This is a genomic window from Bacillus safensis FO-36b, from assembly GCF_000691165.1.
Lineage (GTDB): Bacteria > Bacillota > Bacilli > Bacillales > Bacillaceae > Bacillus > Bacillus safensis.
The window spans coordinates 15135-31013 of record NZ_ASJD01000003.1; the positions used below are offsets into that span (position 1 = coordinate 15135).

16 protein-coding genes are annotated in these 15879 nt (G+C 44.1%); 14 read left to right on the forward strand and 2 right to left on the reverse strand.

Translation table 11 applies throughout. From position 1 onward, the window contains the following. Positions 1-139 precede the first annotated feature (139 nt). The 13 genes from BA81_RS07940 (at position 140) to BA81_RS08000 (ending at position 11715) form a co-directional block, all read left to right on the forward strand. Entirely contained in the window at positions 140-607 is a 468-nt protein-coding gene (locus BA81_RS07940) for a PTS sugar transporter subunit IIA (protein ID WP_034281476.1), read from the forward strand. A gap of 53 nt (positions 608-660) precedes the next feature. Beyond that, on the forward strand, positions 661-2034 hold the full coding sequence (locus tag BA81_RS07945) for a PTS galactitol transporter subunit IIC (RefSeq protein ID WP_034281477.1): 1374 nt from the start codon (positions 661-663) through the stop codon (positions 2032-2034). Between the two features lie 19 nt (positions 2035-2053). Next, entirely contained in the window at positions 2054-2332 is a 279-nt protein-coding gene (locus BA81_RS07950; protein ID WP_003212259.1) for a PTS sugar transporter subunit IIB, read from the forward strand. A gap of 61 nt (positions 2333-2393) precedes the next feature. Further along, positions 2394-2840 (forward strand): hypothetical protein, encoded by a 447-nt coding sequence (locus BA81_RS07955; RefSeq protein ID WP_034281478.1) that lies wholly within the window; start codon positions 2394-2396, stop codon positions 2838-2840. Further along, entirely contained in the window at positions 2837-3868 is a 1032-nt protein-coding gene (locus tag BA81_RS07960; RefSeq protein WP_034281479.1) for an alcohol dehydrogenase catalytic domain-containing protein, read from the forward strand. The genes BA81_RS07955 and BA81_RS07960 overlap by 4 nt, the downstream gene beginning before the upstream one ends. A gap of 180 nt (positions 3869-4048) precedes the next feature. After that, positions 4049-5032, forward strand: coding sequence for a pyruvate dehydrogenase (acetyl-transferring) E1 component subunit alpha (gene pdhA, locus BA81_RS07965; RefSeq protein WP_024424949.1), 984 nt, complete (start codon positions 4049-4051; stop codon positions 5030-5032). A 31-nt stretch (positions 5033-5063) separates the two neighbouring features. Next, positions 5064-6044 (forward strand): alpha-ketoacid dehydrogenase subunit beta, encoded by a 981-nt coding sequence (locus BA81_RS07970; RefSeq protein ID WP_034281944.1) that lies wholly within the window; start codon positions 5064-5066, stop codon positions 6042-6044. 17 nt (positions 6045-6061) lie between these two features. Continuing rightward, positions 6062-7387 (forward strand): dihydrolipoamide acetyltransferase family protein, encoded by a 1326-nt coding sequence (locus BA81_RS07975; protein WP_034281480.1) that lies wholly within the window; start codon positions 6062-6064, stop codon positions 7385-7387. Between the two features lie 12 nt (positions 7388-7399). After that, positions 7400-8782: a dihydrolipoyl dehydrogenase gene (gene lpdA, locus BA81_RS07980; RefSeq protein ID WP_024426784.1), complete on the forward strand. Its 1383-nt coding sequence runs from the start codon at positions 7400-7402 to the stop codon at positions 8780-8782. 25 nt (positions 8783-8807) lie between these two features. Then, positions 8808-9509 carry an SDR family NAD(P)-dependent oxidoreductase gene (locus tag BA81_RS07985; protein WP_227001714.1) on the forward strand — a complete coding sequence of 234 codons (702 nt, stop codon included), beginning with the start codon at positions 8808-8810 and terminating at the stop codon, positions 9507-9509. Continuing rightward, positions 9487-10272 carry an SDR family NAD(P)-dependent oxidoreductase gene (locus BA81_RS07990; RefSeq protein WP_034281482.1) on the forward strand — a complete coding sequence of 262 codons (786 nt, stop codon included), beginning with the start codon at positions 9487-9489 and terminating at the stop codon, positions 10270-10272. Before BA81_RS07985 ends, BA81_RS07990 begins: the two co-directional genes overlap by 23 nt. 93 nt (positions 10273-10365) lie before the next feature. Continuing rightward, the gene (locus BA81_RS07995) at positions 10366-11322 is read left to right on the forward strand and encodes a sugar-binding transcriptional regulator (protein ID WP_024424944.1); all 957 of its coding nucleotides are present in this window, start codon (positions 10366-10368) and stop codon (positions 11320-11322) included. 63 nt (positions 11323-11385) lie between these two features. Next, on the forward strand, positions 11386-11715 hold the full coding sequence (locus BA81_RS08000; protein WP_034281483.1) for a bh protein: 330 nt from the start codon (positions 11386-11388) through the stop codon (positions 11713-11715). Between the two features lie 126 nt (positions 11716-11841). Here the strand turns inward: BA81_RS08000 and BA81_RS08005 are convergent, their stop codons facing one another. Beyond that, positions 11842-13167: an APC family permease gene (locus tag BA81_RS08005; protein WP_034281484.1), complete on the reverse strand. Its 1326-nt coding sequence runs from the start codon at positions 13165-13167 to the stop codon at positions 11842-11844. A gap of 329 nt (positions 13168-13496) precedes the next feature. On the opposite strand from BA81_RS08005, the gene BA81_RS08010 reads away from it, so the two are divergent. Then, on the forward strand, positions 13497-14453 hold the full coding sequence (locus BA81_RS08010; protein WP_034281485.1) for a ring-cleaving dioxygenase: 957 nt from the start codon (positions 13497-13499) through the stop codon (positions 14451-14453). Between the two features lie 32 nt (positions 14454-14485). Here the strand turns inward: BA81_RS08010 and BA81_RS08015 are convergent, their stop codons facing one another. Then, entirely contained in the window at positions 14486-15775 is a 1290-nt protein-coding gene (locus BA81_RS08015; RefSeq protein ID WP_034281486.1) for a S1C family serine protease, read from the reverse strand. Positions 15776-15879: the final 104 nt, after the last annotated feature.

Sequence of the window (15879 nt, forward strand, 5' to 3'; positions counted from 1 at the left end):
AATATCTTTACAAAGGTAACGGTATTGAACATTTTTTAGAACGCATAATTGTAAGCGCTTTATAAAAGGTTCTATTCTAAAAATGTTCTTTCTTTTGTTACATGTGTTCATATTTATACCAAATGAATGGGGTGGTTGTTTGAACAGCTTGTTTGAGTTAGATGAACAACTGATTAAGCTGCAGTTCGAAGCATCTTCGAGAGAGGAGGTGACCACATATTTAGCAGGGCGGTTAGAAGCTGGAGGGTACATTAAATCGAGCTTTTTACCAGCAGTGCTTGAAAGAGAAAAAACATATCCTACAGGCCTTCCACTTGCAGCCTTTGGGGTAGCGATTCCGCATACAGATCCTGAGCATGTGAACAAACCAGCGATTAGTGTAGCTACTTTAAAGGAACCTGTCATTTTTCATAAGATGGGAAGCCCTGATGAAACAGTGCAAGCCAAAATTGTATTTGTCCTAGCAATCTCTGAGCCTAGCAAACAGCTTGTGATGCTGGAGAAGCTGATGACACTTTTTAGAAAAGAAGAAGTGATGACGAAGCTCTCTTATATGACATCTTATGAAAAAGCGGTTGACGTGCTTCAGCAAGAACTAAACCAATAGTCACTCACGAAATTATGTAAGCGCTTTATCTGAAAAATTCAGGAGGTGGATGTATGATCAAGCAAGCCGTCGATTTTATATTAGACCTTGGACCAACTATTATGCTCCCGATTATTATGACGCTTTTCGGTATGATTTTAAGGCAGGGCTTTAAGAAATCCTTCAGGGCCGGTATTACGATCGGAATTGGATTTGTTGGTGTCAATCTTGTCATTAATTTGCTCGTGAGCGGACTTGGGCCAGCAGCAAAAGCCATGGTTAATTCCCTTGGGCTAAAGCTCGATATTTTGGATGTTGGATGGCCGATTGGAGCTGCCATATCCTTTGGTACACCCGTTGCCCCGCTCATGATTCCTCTTGTGCTTTTATTAAATGTCATCTTATTGTCTGTAAACTTTACGAAAACGCTGAATGTGGATATTTGGAACTTCTGGCATTTGATTTTCGCAGCCTCTGTTACTTACTACGCTTATCATAATATGTTCTTGGCTCTTGCTGTTGGCTTGATCGTCTCTGCGATCACGCTAAAGTTAGCCGATTGGACGGCGCCGACAATCGAACACCATTTCGGATTAAAAGGCGTATCGATGGCTCATGCGGAAACGGTCAACTTCGCCCCGCTCATGTATGCGTCCAACCGCGTCATAGATAAGATTCCTGGTTTAAACAAAATTCATGCTGATCCAGAAACATTGAAGAAACGCTTTGGCATTTTTGGCGAACCGCTTGTGATGGGTCTCATACTTGGTATCATTATTGGTCTTCTCGGCGGCTATGATGCAAAAGGCGTGATGACGCTCGGTATTCAAATGGCGGCAGTTCTTGTCTTAATGCCAAGAATGGTTGCTTTATTAATGGAAGGGCTCATTCCAATCTCTGAGGGCGCTCGTTCTTATATTCAAAAGCGTTTCCCAGGGAAAAATGTCTATATTGGTTTAGATACAGCGATTGTGATTGGTCATCCAGCGAATATGGCGGTAGCCCTTTTAATGGTGCCGATTACGATTTTGCTCGCAGTTGTTCTGCCTTACAATGGCATGCTCCCGTTTGCTGACTTATCGGTTCTGCCATTTACAGTTGTCTGGGCAGTAGCAGCCGCTCGTGGAAATATTATTCGCGGCCTTATTAACAGTATTTTTACATTAATGATTGTCTTCTTTATCGCAACGAACCTTGCTCCGCTTGCGACAACCATGGGGAAAGCAGTCGGCTTTGATTTCCCAGAAGGGGCAAACATGATTTCAGGTATTGATCTTGGTTCTCACGTCATTCCTTGGATCATGGTGAGACTTCTTGATCCGAGCAACCCTTACTTTATTGCAGCCATCATCTGTGCTCTGGCTTATGGGCTTCTATGGTACTGGGTGCGAAATGATATTAAAAAGCAGTATGCAAAAGAAATGGGCTTAGATCAGAAAGAACAATAAATGAGCTGGAGGGATTCTAATGGCGAAGAAAATATTAGTATCATGCGGAACGGCAGTTGCAACATCAACGGTTGTCGCTAAAAAGGTAGAAGAGACGTTAAAGGAAAAAGGATATGATGTCGTGGTGGAACAGTGTAAGGCATCTGAAGTCCCGCAAAAAGCGGAAGGCGCCGATTTAATTGTGACGACAACGCCTGTAAGTGATACAAAAGGGACACCTGTGATTCAAACATTATCCTTTTTAACTGGATTTGGTATTGAAGATGATATCGAGAAAATCATTGATCATATCAAGTAGAGGGCTATTTTCTGAAGGAGCTTTTCCGGCTCCTTCTAGTGATTTGAAAGGAGGAAGTCTTATGCAGCATCATGCTTATAGCCGAACGTCTGCAGTGTTGTCTATTTTTCTTCCGGCTGTGCTCATCTGTCTGTTTTTTCTCTGGTCTCTTTATACGTTATGGTCAGCAGGACCTGACCCGTTAGCTGTGTTAGGCGTTTATACGCTGCCTATTCTCATGCTCTCTAGTATTACAGGACTGAACCAGCCGACAAGCGTCATCATTAGTGAAGATCAACTGAAGATAGGCGCTTTTGGCAGATGGCACACATATGCAGTTTCTGATATTAAAGGAAAGCTTTTTTTAAAGCCTTATCCTCATATCGGGAAAGTCTATGTCAGGGTGGGTCCATCTCGTATATTCGGAGGGCGTTACTGGATATCCAGTGAGATGAGTGAGTACAAGCAGCTTGTTCAAACGTTGCAGGATTTTGCGAAGGGTGATGAAAAGGAGGATGCCGCTACATGAAATCAGCTGTCTTTTATTCTTCAGAGGACATTCGGTATGAGGAGCGGAACCGGCCAGTCATCGGTGATGATGAAGTTTTGTTAAAGCTGCGAGCCTGCGGCTTATGTGGAACGGATATTTACAAAGCAACACATGAGACAGTACCTCCTGGGACAGTGCTGGGGCATGAAATCGCTGGTGATATTGTCGAGACCGGCAAGCACGTGACAAATGTCCAAACGGGAGACAGGGTTTATGTGGCACATCATGTGCCTTGTTTCACCTGTGACTTTTGTCAAAAGGGTTTTTATACGATGTGTCCGCAGTTTACAGCCACAAATGTAGAGCCGGGCGGGTTTTCAGAATATATCCGTGTACCTGCTTTGCATGTCAAGCACACGATGGGCAAGCTTCCAAAAGACGTATCGTATGAGCAAGGGGCGATGGTAGAACCGGTTGCCTGCTGCCTGCACGGGTTTGAACGAGCTCCTGTTCACCCAGGAGATTCCGTTTTGATCCTTGGAGCGGGGCAAATTGGCTGTATTCAATTGCAGCTCGCCAAATATTATTTGGCTGGGAAAGTGATGATAACAGACGTGAATGAGAACAGACTGCTGCAAGCGAGGAGTTTAGGTGCAGACGTCTCCTTTCATCCAGCAGCCGAGCCGGTGGAAAACCGGGTGATGAAAGAAACAGATGGAAAGGGAGCAGACCTCGTCATTATTTCTGTTGGGAGCAGTGCGCTTTTAAAAGAGGCGTTTCAGGCTGTAGCGCGAGGCGGGACGATTTTGGTGTTTGCTCATTTTCCAAAGGGAGATGTGGCCATTCCTGCTGAACGATTTTTTAATGATGAAGTGAAGGTAGTAGGAGCCTATTCCTCGCATCCATATCATTATCGTGAAGCCCTCGAGCTTTTGAAAGCAAAAGTGGTCAACACTGAAAAGATGGTGACGCATCGTTATCCGTTAAGCCAGCTGCTTCAGGCGATAGAATGTGCGAGGCATCCTGAGGGTGAGAGCGTCAAAATCATGATGTATCCAGATGAATGAGTGTATGAGATTAAAAGAGAAAGAGAAGTTCTTTGGAAAAGGGCTTTCCCTTTCTCTTTTTTTCTGATAAAAGATGAAAACGCTTAAAAATGAGAGAGAAATGCTTGACTTCGATGACACTTAAACGTATGATTATTACAAATGTAACACATAAGAACAAATGTAAAGGGGAGAGAAGAAATGCAAAAACAAATCACTTTGCCTGAACAGATTAGCCATGAGAAATTAGCAGATTTATATAAACAAATGTGGTTAGTGAGATATTTTGATGAAAAGGTCGACCAATTTTTTGCAAAAGGACTTATCCATGGCACCACTCATTTATGTGTTGGACAGGAAGCGTCAGCTGTTGGATCGATTGCCGTATTAGAAGATAAAGATAAGATCGTCAGCACACACAGGGGACACGGTCACTGTATTGCAAAAGGGGCCGAGGTTAATAAAATGATGGCTGAATTGTTTGGACGTGAAACCGGCTATTGTAAAGGAAAAGGCGGCTCGATGCATATTGCGGATTTAGAAAAAGGAAATCTTGGGGCAAATGGAATCGTTGGCGGCGGTATCCCGCTGGCAACAGGTGCAGCGCTCACATCTAAAATGAAGCAGGAAGGCTTTGTTGTTCTTTGTTTCTTCGGAGATGGTGCCACAAATGAAGGCAGCTTCCATGAAGCATTAAACCTTGCGTCTATTTGGGATTTACCGGTTGTGTTTATTTGTGAAAACAACCAGTACGGCATGTCTGGCCCTGTGAAAGAAATGATCAACATTGAAGACATTTCAACAAGAGCAGAAAGCTACGGAATGCCAGGAAAAACGGTTGATGGAAATGACATGGTCGAAATTATGAACACAGTAGATGAAGCAGTCAGCCGTGCGAGAGCGGGAGAAGGCCCATCACTCATTGAAATGAAAACATACCGCTGGAAGGGTCACTCGAAGAGTGATGCGAAAAAATACCGTACACGTGAAGAAGAGACAGAGTGGAGACAAAAAGACGGCATCAAACGCTTTAAGTCTCTTTTGATTGAACTGAATGTTTTGACAGAAGAGCAGGCAGCAAGCTTACAGGAAGAAGCAAAGCAGGAAATTGAAGCGTCTGTCGAATTCGCCAAAAACAGTAAAGAACCGTCAATTGACACACTATTAGAGGATGTATACGCCTAATTAGGAGGGGAATCACGTGACAAAAACAACAGTGAGAGAGATTTCGTATTTAGAAGCCGTTCGAGAGGCAATGAGTCAGGAAATGAGAGAAAACCAAGATGTCTTCATTTTAGGTGAAGATATCGGCGTATATGGAGGTGCTTTTGGGGTCACGCGCGGCATGATTGAAGAATTCGGTCCAGAGCGCGTTCGCAATACACCTATCTCAGAGGCTGCCATCGCAGGTGGGGCAGTCGGAGCGGCTTTAACTGGTATGCGGCCGATTTTAGAACTTCAATTCTCTGACTTTATCACAATCGCAATGGATCAGCTTGTGAACCAAGCAGCCAAAACGCGATACATGTTTGGCGGAAAAGGAAAGGTGCCGCTTGTCGTAAGAACACCAGCAGGATCAGGAACGGGTGCAGCGGCGCAGCACTCCCAAAGCTTAGAAGCGTGGATGGCGCATATTCCAGGACTTAAAGTGGTTCAGCCTTCAACAGCCTATGATGCAAAAGGACTTTTAAAAGCGGCGATGGATGATGACAACCCTGTCATTTTCTACGAGCACAAGCTTTTATATAAAACAATCGGTGAAGTGCCTGAAGAGCAATATTCCATTCCTCTAGGGAAAGCAGATGTGAAAAGAAGCGGGAAAGACGTCACGATTGTAGCAACAGCGATAATGGTACACAAAGCGTTAGAAGCGGCGAAGGAACTAGAAGCTGAGGGAATCGATGTTGAAATCATTGACCCAAGAACACTCGTCCCATTAGATGAAGAAACGATTATCGAATCTGTGAAGAAAACAGGTAAATGCATCGTCGTTCATGAAGCGGTAAAACGAGGCGGCTATGGCGGAGAGATTGCAAGTATGATAGCGGAAAGTGAAGCCTTTGACTACTTAGATGCTCCAATTAAACGACTTGGCGGTCTTGCGGTCCCAATACCATACAACCCGACGCTGGAAAAAGCGGTCATTCCACAAGTGCCAGATATTATTGAAGCAGCAAAAGAGCTTGTGCGCTCTTAAGTAAAGGGGAGAAGATCATGCCAAAAGAGATATTTATGCCGAAGCTGAGCAGTACGATGGAAGTCGGCACCTTGCTTCAATGGTTTAAAGAAGAAGGAGATTCGGTTGAAATCGGTGAGCCTCTTTTTGAAATTATGACAGACAAGATCAATATTGAGGTGGAAGCCTATGATGATGGTATTTTTCTAAAGAAATATTATGAAGCCGATGATCAAATTCCAGTTAATGCTGTCATTGGATACATCGGAGAGGCAAATGAACAGGTGCCAAGCGAACCGCCAGCACAATCAGATGAAGATTCACCAGACAGCAGCGAATCGTCTTCATCAGAAGCGGCTTCATCCAGTTCTACTGAAGCCCCAAAAACACCTAATGAAAAAGTACGTGCCACACCTGCGGCGAGAAAAACGGCAAAAGATCATCATGTAGCGATTCATGAGGTATCTGGCACAGGACCTAAAGGCAGAGTTCAAAAGCGTGACGTCGAGGCGGCCGTCCACTCTAGTGAGAAAGATCAGCGCGTGTCACCGCTTGCAGAAAAAGTGGCTGCTCGTGAAGGAATCAATTTAGCGAATGTTGCTGGATCTGGTGCACACGGAAAAATTATGAAGAGTGATGTAACGGCAGCAGCTGCACAAACAGTAGAGTCTTCTCCAGCGAAAACACAAAAACTAGCTGGCATGAGAAAAGTGATTGCTGACCGCATGTCACAAAGTGCCTTTACAGCACCACACGTGACATTAACAAGTGAAATCGATATGACAAAAGCGAAAGAAGTACGCAAACAGCTATTGCCAGCGATTGAAAAAGAGACAGGCTACAGACTGTCGTTCACAGAAATTATCATTCATGCGGTCAGCAACGTACTCACACGCCACCCGCATATCAATATGACGTTTGAACAAAATGAGCTCCATTTCCATGATGATGTGCACATTGGTCTCGCTGTCGCTGTAAAAGATGGCTTAATGGTTCCAGTCATTTCTCATGCGAACCAAAAAGGGTTAAAACAGCTGACAAAAGAGGCGAAAGAAATCGGCCGAAACGCACGTGACCAAAAACTGCTGCCAGACCAGCTGAAAGGGTCCACTTTTACCATTAGTAACTTAGGGATGTATGCCATTGATACCTTTACCCCGATTATTAATCAGCCGGAAGTGGCGATCTTAGGGGTTGGGCGCATTCAAGAAAAACCTGTTGTAGTAGATGGAGAAATTCAGGTGCGGCCGATGATGGGCGTTAGTTTATCGTTTGATCACCGAGTGGTAGATGGCGCACCAGCGGCTGCCTTTTTAACAGATCTTAAAAAAGTGCTTGAACAACCATTTGAATTGCTAATGTAGGAGATGAATCGGATGACGAAAACGTATGATCTGACAGTCATTGGCGGAGGGCCTGGCGGGTATACTGCCGCCCTTCAAGCAGCTGAGCGTGGACGGAAGGTCGCATTGATTGAAGAGGATTTTCTAGGCGGTACTTGTTTAAATCGAGGCTGTATTCCTTCAAAGACGCTGCTCAAACATGCAGAAGTCATTGAATCAATTGAGAAGGCGAAAAGCTGGGGAATTGAAACAGGTGATTTGGTCCTTTCCTTCGATAAAATGAGAAAGCGCAAAGATGACGTCATTGAAAAGCTCAGAGGCGGAATTGCCTTTTTATTAAAGCAAGGAAAGATTGATGTATATAACGGCAGAGGTACAGCTGTTACAAAGCACCGGATTGAGATTGAAAAGCAAGATGGGGCAGAATCGATCGAAACGAAAGAACTCATCATTGCTACTGGATCTTCACCTGCCATTCCGCCAATACCGGGCCTTAAAGACATTCAATTTGACACAAGTGATACAATCTTTGACATTCCAGATATTCCGGCTTCTGTCGTCATCATTGGCGGCGGTGTCATTGGACTTGAGCTGGCTTGTATCTTCCAGAGTCTTCAATCAAAAGTCACGATTATCGAAGCGGCTCCGTCTATTATTCCGCAAGAGGATGAGGAAGCATCTAAGCTGCTAGAAAGAGAATTAAAGAAAAAAGGCATCCATATCGCGAAAAAAACCACTGTGACAGAGGTGACGGAAAGCGAAGGAATCAAAGCGGTTCATGCATCAGACGATAAAGGAGAGACGCATATCTTTACGGCTGAAAGACTGCTTGTTTGTGTAGGAAGAAGACCTAGCGTTTCTGCTGTCAGCCAGCTTGACCTTCAGTTGGATGGTCCTTTTATCAAGGTGAACGACAAGATGCAGACAAGCGTGGAAGGTGTCTATGCAGTTGGGGATGTCGCTGGCGGCTATCAGCTTGCTCACGCAGCGATGGCAGAGGCCGCTGTTGCGGTCAGTAATATTTGCGGTGTGTCTGAAAAAATAAATGCTGATATCATGCCTAGATGTATTTATACATTACCAGAGGTAGCAAGTGTTGGTCTAACTGAAAAAGAGGCAAAAGCCAAAGGACTTAACGTGCGGGCAGAACGATTTGATTTAGCAGCAAGTGGTAAAGCACTAGCGGCAGGCGAGCAAACAGGTTTTATTAAATTGGTATACGATACAGCCTATGGTGAAGTGATTGGCGCGACGATGGTTGGCCCGCACGTCACAGAGATGATTTCAGAAGCTTCCTCCTTTATGTATTTAGAAGGAACAGCAGAAGAGATGGCGAAAATGATTCATCCGCATCCGACCATCTCAGAAGGTTTTTACGAAGCAGCACTTGATATCGTGAGTAAGCTGAGAAAATAAATGCCAAACAAGGGATAGGGAGGAGATGCATGTGCACGTCCAGCTTCATCAGAAAGCGGCACTTGTGACAGGTAGCACAGATGGATTTGGAGAAGCCATCTGCCTGGCTTTAGCCCGGGCAGGTGCACATGTTTTTTTACACACGTTTCATGATGAATCAAAGGCTAAAACCATTTGTGAAGACATTCAAAAAATGGGCGGTCAAGCGAGTATCATTCAGAACCCGCTGGAAACGCCGCGTGATGCCACACAGATGCTGAGGCAAGTGATTGATACATGCGGTAAACTGGATATTTTGGTCAATCAAGCTGAACAAGGAGCGGACGCAGAGCTTGATGACGTGAGCCCAGATGAGTGGGTGGATGAAGTGGAATCGGCTGTGAATACCGTCTTTCTTTCCAGTCAGGCTGCCGTATGGCATATGGTTGATCAGAAGCAAGGCTGCATCATTAATATATCGTCATCAGGCAGTATCACAGGGGATGGCGGGATCTCACATGCTACATCAAATTCTATGCTGAATGCCATGACAAAAGGGTTAGCAAGAGAATTTAAAGACAAAGGTATCCGGGTGCTTGCGCTGCTGCCGCCGCCTCTCGATTTGGTTCCTGATACAGAGCAAATCAAGGAGACTGTGGCCCATATGACGGTGTTTCTCAGTACATCCTATGGTGCATTTACAGATGGCGCGGCGATTATGCTTGATGGGGGTGAGAGTGCTGGCTAATGTTCAAAAACCAGTTCTCATCGTTGGCGGAGCCCAAGGGATCGGAAAAGAAATTGCTGAGCGGTTTTTAAAAGAAGGGCACCAAGTCGCCGTGTCAGATATAGACGAAAAGGGACTTTCGCTCTTAAAGACACAGTATCCTCAGCTACTGATATTTCAAGCTGACGTTTCATCGTGGGAAAGTGTTCAGCAAATGATATCAGCAGCTGAAAGGGAGCTGGGCGGTATTGCTCACCTTGTGTATTCAGCAGGAATGACAAAATCACTGCCTTTTTTAGAAGTCGATTTTTCACTTTGGAAAAAGACACTTGCTGTGAACTTATATGGTCTTTACTATTGCATCAAAGCGCTGGCACCCTATATGTGTGAGCGGGAGGAAGGCAGTGTTGTCATTATTGGATCGGGATCGGCAATCACCGGATCAGGCGGCGGTATTCAATATTATGCATCAAAAGCAGGGGCTTTTGGATTGATGCGTTCGCTCGTAAAAGAACTAGGCTCGCATCATATACGCATCAATGTGATTGCCCCCCGCGTAATTGAATCTCAAATGCTTGATACGCTCTATCCTACTGTAGAGGAGAAACGGCAGCTGCAATCACTCATTCCCATCGGAAGATTAGGAAAGCCTGAGGATATTGCAGGACTCACTTTATTTCTCACACGTGGCGAGGGGAGTTATTTGCACGGACAAATTATCCTGTTAGACGGAGGGAGAACGTATCAGCCGAAATATACTGAGGGAAAAAGAGCGGAGAGTTAATCGCTCTTTTTGTCATTTTCATAACAATTGTTCCAATTGGAAACGAATGTTTGGTATACTGGTAATCATAGTATATTAAAAGGATGATGTCACATGCTGAATTGGGAAGAAAGACGACAGCTCGTCAAAGTTGCTCATCTTTATTATACAGACGGGTGGACGCAGCAGGAAATTGCAAAAAAGCTCAATGTCTCAAGACCAGTCATTTCAAAGCTCTTACAAAAAGCGAAAGATGTGGGAATCGTTGAAGTGTACATTAAAGACGAAAGCATTCATACGGTGGAACTTGAAAAGCAGCTAGAAACAACCTTTCAATTAACAGATGCGGTCGTGGTCCCAAGTGTCGGGACAATGTCTGAGATGGTGAAGCGGGCAGTCGGTCAAGCAGGCGCCTATTATTTGTCTAAAAACATGAAAAATGCGGAGAAAATCGGCATTTCATGGGGGACGACGCTTGCTGAGCTTGTAAAAGAATATCCGTTTGAACGAAGAAACGATGTGAAGGTCATTCCTTTAGAGGGTGGAATGGGCAGGCAGGCGGTCGACATTCATGCCAATCAGCTGGCATATGAGCTGGCAAAGAAAATGAACGGCACGTGTTCCTATTTATATGCCCCTGCGATTTTAGAAACAGAAGAATTAAAAGAACGGCTTATGGCGATGCAGGACATAGAAGCTGTGCTTGAAGAAGGCAGAAATGTGGATATTGCCCTCATCGGTATTGGCAACCCGCATAAAGGGTCAACTTTAAAAACAGTCGGTTATTTAAAAGAAGAGGACTTATCTGGTTTAAGGCAATCAGGGGCTGTCGGTGATATTGGCTTTCGTTTCTTTGATGGAGAAGGAAAACCTGTCCAAGATGAACTAAATCAAAAGGTCATTGGCTTATCGCTGGAACAATTAAAGAGCGTCAAAACGGTCATCGCTGTTGTAGAAGGAACCCATAAAGCTGAGAGCATTTTAGGGGCTTTAAATGGCGGCTTCATCCAAGTACTGGTGACAGACGAACTAACGGCGGCAGCCATTTTAAAGGAAGCATCCGTTCAATAAAAGACTGGCAGCGTTCGAATGGTATAACAAGAGCAACATCAAACGAGAAAGGAGCTGTGTATCTTGAAGCAAACCGAAATGGAAGCAAACCTACACTGTACTCGGTGCCAAGAAGAGACCCTCCACAGCATCGTTTATGTGAATGATCAGATGAAAAGCGTTGAGTGTACAGAGTGTCATCAAAAGATCAGTGTGCAAGTCGACATCATGAAGGAATTTTACAAGGAAGTATACGAGAAAATAGCGACAAAGCCAAAGCGGATCACGCAGGAATATAAGTCGAACCTGAATGGATTTATCTCAAGACTCCCAATCCGCGTGCTTAGTAAGCCATACCGGCTCATGAGATATTTAAACGAATCATACAAAGTGATCAAACAATATAAAAAATGAAGCAGAGACCGTTTAGCACTCTGCTTCAGCCTGTAGGCAAGTCAGTCCTCCGCTCCGATACTCGTCTTTCCTAGACTGCAAAGGTTTCTATTACGCTGAGAAGAAGGAAAAAAAGCAGAGCACCGTTTAGTGCTCTGCTTTTTTTTGTGTTTTTTTCATATAATAATAAATAGGCAGTCCAGCCATCCCGATCAGCATGGAGATCAGGCAGCTTTTCCAATCGGTGATCATGGTGCTGATTAAAACGAATAATGAACCGATAATCGCAATGATCGGTGTCAGCGGGTAAAGTGGTACACTGTAAGCACGCTTCATTCCGCTGTTTTGTTTTCTCAGCTTAAAGACGGCGAAAAAGGCCATCACATAAAAGATGTAGATCATGAAAATCGAGACCTCAGACAGCTTCTCCGGATTACTGACGATCATAAACACAATGGCGATCAAAATTTGCACAAATACAGCGATCCAAGGTGTTTTAAACGTTGGGTGAATCCGCGAAATCGCGTTGGCGAAAGGAATCTGCTTTCGTTCTGCCATCGCAAAAATCACACGTGGGAATGAAAGAACCTTTCCGTTCAAACAGCCAAAGATGCTGATGATGATCCCAATACTAATGATTTTCCCGCCAATTGGCCCAAAGAGCATGGTAGCAGCAGTGCTTGTCGCATTTTCACCTAACTGGACGATTTGATCAGCTGGCAGCACGTGCAAAAGTGCGACATTAATAAAGAGATAACAAGCCGTCACGATTAAAATTCCGCCTGCCATCGCGCGAGGAAGCAGTTTCTCAGGGTTTTTCATTTCACCCCCAAGCGCCGCAAGTAAAATCCAGCCATCATAAGCAAACAGCGTAGCCAAAATCGCTGCACCGAAGTTCATTTGAGCGATGCTATCGTTGACAGCCATCAAAATATTTTCGTTTCCTTTCCATAAGCCAAACACAATAATAGCGGCAATCGGGACAAGCTTTCCAATGGTGGTCAGCCCTTGAACAAAACCGCCGTATTTTGTTCCCATGATGTTGATGATACATAAAAATAAAACGGTGATAATGCCGATCGTTGTAGACCATAAAGTCGAAAGAGAAAATAGATTGGCTAATAATGAACCAAAATAAAGACCAAGTGCACCAATGATGGCGGGTCCGTAAATAATAATCTGCACCCAGCCGCATAAGTAGCCCCAAAATTCACCATACACTTCTTCAAGATAGGCGTACAAACCGCCGGTTCTCGGGATTTGTGTACCAATTTCAGCGACAGTCAGTCCGCCTGCAAGGGTTAAGATGCCACCTAGCAGCCAAGCGAATAAGGCGATGTCTGAGCTTCCTGAATAGGAAAGGACGTTGCCTGGCTTCATAAAGACGCCGGACCCGATAATCGTCCCGATGACAAGAGATAGGGCGAAAAATAAGCCGATGTCCTGTTTTAACGCTGGTTGTTCTTTGTTCATTACACACGACCTCCTGCATCACTTTCGTACGTTACTGTGACATGTATTTTGTTCATTGTAATACGATTTTAGGAAAACAAGAATTAAAAAAATTTTCTGATTTTCGTATTTGTATTTGAAAGTGTTCGTTTATTGGAGATATTAGGGTGAATGTTGCGTTAAAAACGAACTATAAAAGATTATTTTTGATTTAATGTTAATTTAATGACCGGAAACCGAACATCCAGTTAACGTGCAGCCAAATGGTTGACTTTTCTTGAAAAATGAACTATTTTATTCATAAGGATATTATCTCGAATTCGAGATAATTTAAAATAGGAGTGAAAATAATGAAAATCAATGGGATTCACCACGTATCTGCGTTAACAGCCAATGCTCAGAAAAATGTTAATTTCTACCGCCAAATCCTTGGCTTAAAACTTGTAAAGAAAACAGTCAATCAGGATGACCCGTCTATGTATCACTTGTTTTATGGAGATGAGGTCGCTTCACCAGGAACGGAGCTAACATTCTTTGAAATTCCAATGCTTGCCCGCCGTTTGAAAGGGACGAATGCGATCACAAGCACAGGCCTTCTCGTTTCTTCTGAAGAGGCACTCACGTTTTGGGAAAAGCGGTTTGAAGATAAAGGCGTGCAGCAAGAAACAGCTTCCTTGAGAGGCGGAAGACCTGCTTTGCGTTTTAAAGACCCAGAAGGGCAGCAGCTGTTTTTAACAGTAGAACCGAATGCAAAAGAGCAAGGCTCACCGCCAGTGCATGATGATATTCCGGCAGAGTTTGCGATTAGAGGTTTAGGTCCAGTTGAATTAACCGTTGCAGAAGCTGACAAGACGATCCGTGTTTTAACGGACATCCTTGGCTTCACTGAAAGAGCACGTGAACAATCAAATGATGGTGAGATCGTGACCATTTTTGAGTCAGGAAATGGGGGTGCTGGAACAGAAATTCATGTGATCGAAAAAACAGAAGGGCCTTCTGAACGTTCCGGCAGAGGAAGTGTGCATCACGTCGCATTTCGTGTGAAGGATGCAGAGGAGCTTGAAAAATGGTATGAAAAAATCTCAAAAGCAGGCTTCACGAACTCTGGTGTTGTAGAACGTTTTTACTTTAAAGCTCTTTACTTTAGAGAGCCAAATGGTATTTTATTTGAAATTTCAACAGATGGCCCTGGATTTACAGTCGATGAAGGGGTGGATGAGCTTGGCGATCAATTAGCCCTTCCGCCGTTCCTAGAGCATAAACGAGCAGAAATTGAACAAAGATTAACGCCAATTCAGTCGTCATAAAAAAACAGCTCATCAACTGAGCTGTTTTTTTATTAGGAACTGACCTGCTTAGATTCAGATTGTGTTAATGTGACCTGCTTTGTTTCTTGTTTTCCGTTTCGAATGAGGGTGATGCTCACGGTGTCTCCTACTTTTGCATTCGTGTATAGCTCATGACGTAATTCACTGCCAGTTTTGATTTGTTTCCCATTGATGCCGGTAATGACATCCTCTGACTTTAAGCCAGCTTTGGCGGCAGGTGAACCTGCGGCGATATCTTTGACATACACGCCTTGATTGAGCTGACTGGTTTTGAGTCCGAGAGTTTCTTTTTGATACACATTTGGAACTTGTTCGAGATCCAGCATGCTGATGCCGATATATGGACGTTCAATTTTTCCTTTTGCGAGAAGCTGATCAGCGATTGGTTTGACATCATTGATTGGCAGTGCGAACCCAATGCCTTCAACACCTGTTTCAGAGATTTTCATACTCGTGATCCCCACAACCTTTCCGTCTGTCGTCAGAAGCGGGCCTCCGCTGTTTCCTGGGTTAATGGCTGCATCTGTTTGAATAACATTAATGCTGCTTTCGCCTGCTGATGTGTTCATAGAGACTGTTCGGTCGACGCCGCTGACAATTCCTTGTGTCACCGTTCTTGAAAGATCTTCACCAAGCGGGTTTCCGATCGCAATGACGGTTTCTCCAGCACGCAGTGAGGAGGAATTGCCTAATGCCGCAACCTTCGTCACATGATTGCTGCTAATTTCCACAACGGCTAAGTCAGTGAGCGGATCAGCTCCAACCAGTTTTCCTTCAATGGTTTTGCTATCGTGTAAGGATACGGTTAGTTTATTTGCCCCGTCAATGACGTGGTTGTTTGTTAAGACATAGGCTTTATTGCCTGATTTTTTGAAAATCACTCCTGAGCCTGTACCGGTTTCTTCCTCTTGACTGCTTTTGTTTTGCTGTGATTCATCGAAAGGCGTATTGAAATCGCCAAAGCTCGTGTCTGTTTGAGTTTGTGCTTGGTAGTTTGTAATGCCGACAATAGCTGGTGATACATTTTCGACCATACTGGAGATGCTGCTTGATGAATTTGATGTTTGGACGGCTGTTGTTTTTGACGAATTCGTGTGATTTGTCGATACTGCTTCAGTTTTCGCTGCCGAATCATTTGCAGTGCTGTCTGATGAATGCTGAGCATATGGCGAAAGAACGTAGACACCTAAAGCTAATGTACCGCCTACAACACCGCTGACAAATGGCTTAAACCAGCCGTTTGGCTTTTTCTGTTTTTGAGGTTGTTCAATTGTTTGTTTGTCATCTTTGTGCTGTGTCATTTCAATCACTCTCTTTCAATGATTTTTTCATGTATGTGTTTGGGTGTTTTACCGTATGTGGTGGGGACTGACTTTATCGTATGAAAAAAGTGTGGGATAAAAAT

Coding starts and splice junctions, on each gene's coding strand:
- BA81_RS08005 (WP_034281484.1), bottom strand. CDS start 13,167: ATGAACAAAGAACAACCAGCGTTAAAACAGGACATCGGCTTATTTTTC.
- BA81_RS07945 (WP_034281477.1), top strand. CDS start 661: ATGATCAAGCAAGCCGTCGATTTTATATTAGACCTTGGACCAACTATT.
- BA81_RS08015 (WP_034281486.1), bottom strand. CDS start 15,775: ATGACACAGCACAAAGATGACAAACAAACAATTGAACAACCTCAAAAA.
- lpdA (WP_024426784.1), top strand. CDS start 7,400: ATGACGAAAACGTATGATCTGACAGTCATTGGCGGAGGGCCTGGCGGG.
- BA81_RS07955 (WP_034281478.1), top strand. CDS start 2,394: ATGCAGCATCATGCTTATAGCCGAACGTCTGCAGTGTTGTCTATTTTT.
- BA81_RS07960 (WP_034281479.1), top strand. CDS start 2,837: ATGAAATCAGCTGTCTTTTATTCTTCAGAGGACATTCGGTATGAGGAG.
- BA81_RS07995 (WP_024424944.1), top strand. CDS start 10,366: ATGCTGAATTGGGAAGAAAGACGACAGCTCGTCAAAGTTGCTCATCTT.
- pdhA (WP_024424949.1), top strand. CDS start 4,049: ATGCAAAAACAAATCACTTTGCCTGAACAGATTAGCCATGAGAAATTA.
- BA81_RS07950 (WP_003212259.1), top strand. CDS start 2,054: ATGGCGAAGAAAATATTAGTATCATGCGGAACGGCAGTTGCAACATCA.
- BA81_RS07990 (WP_034281482.1), top strand. CDS start 9,487: ATGGGGGTGAGAGTGCTGGCTAATGTTCAAAAACCAGTTCTCATCGTT.
- BA81_RS08010 (WP_034281485.1), top strand. CDS start 13,497: ATGAAAATCAATGGGATTCACCACGTATCTGCGTTAACAGCCAATGCT.
- BA81_RS07975 (WP_034281480.1), top strand. CDS start 6,062: ATGCCAAAAGAGATATTTATGCCGAAGCTGAGCAGTACGATGGAAGTC.
- BA81_RS07985 (WP_227001714.1), top strand. CDS start 8,808: ATGCATGTGCACGTCCAGCTTCATCAGAAAGCGGCACTTGTGACAGGT.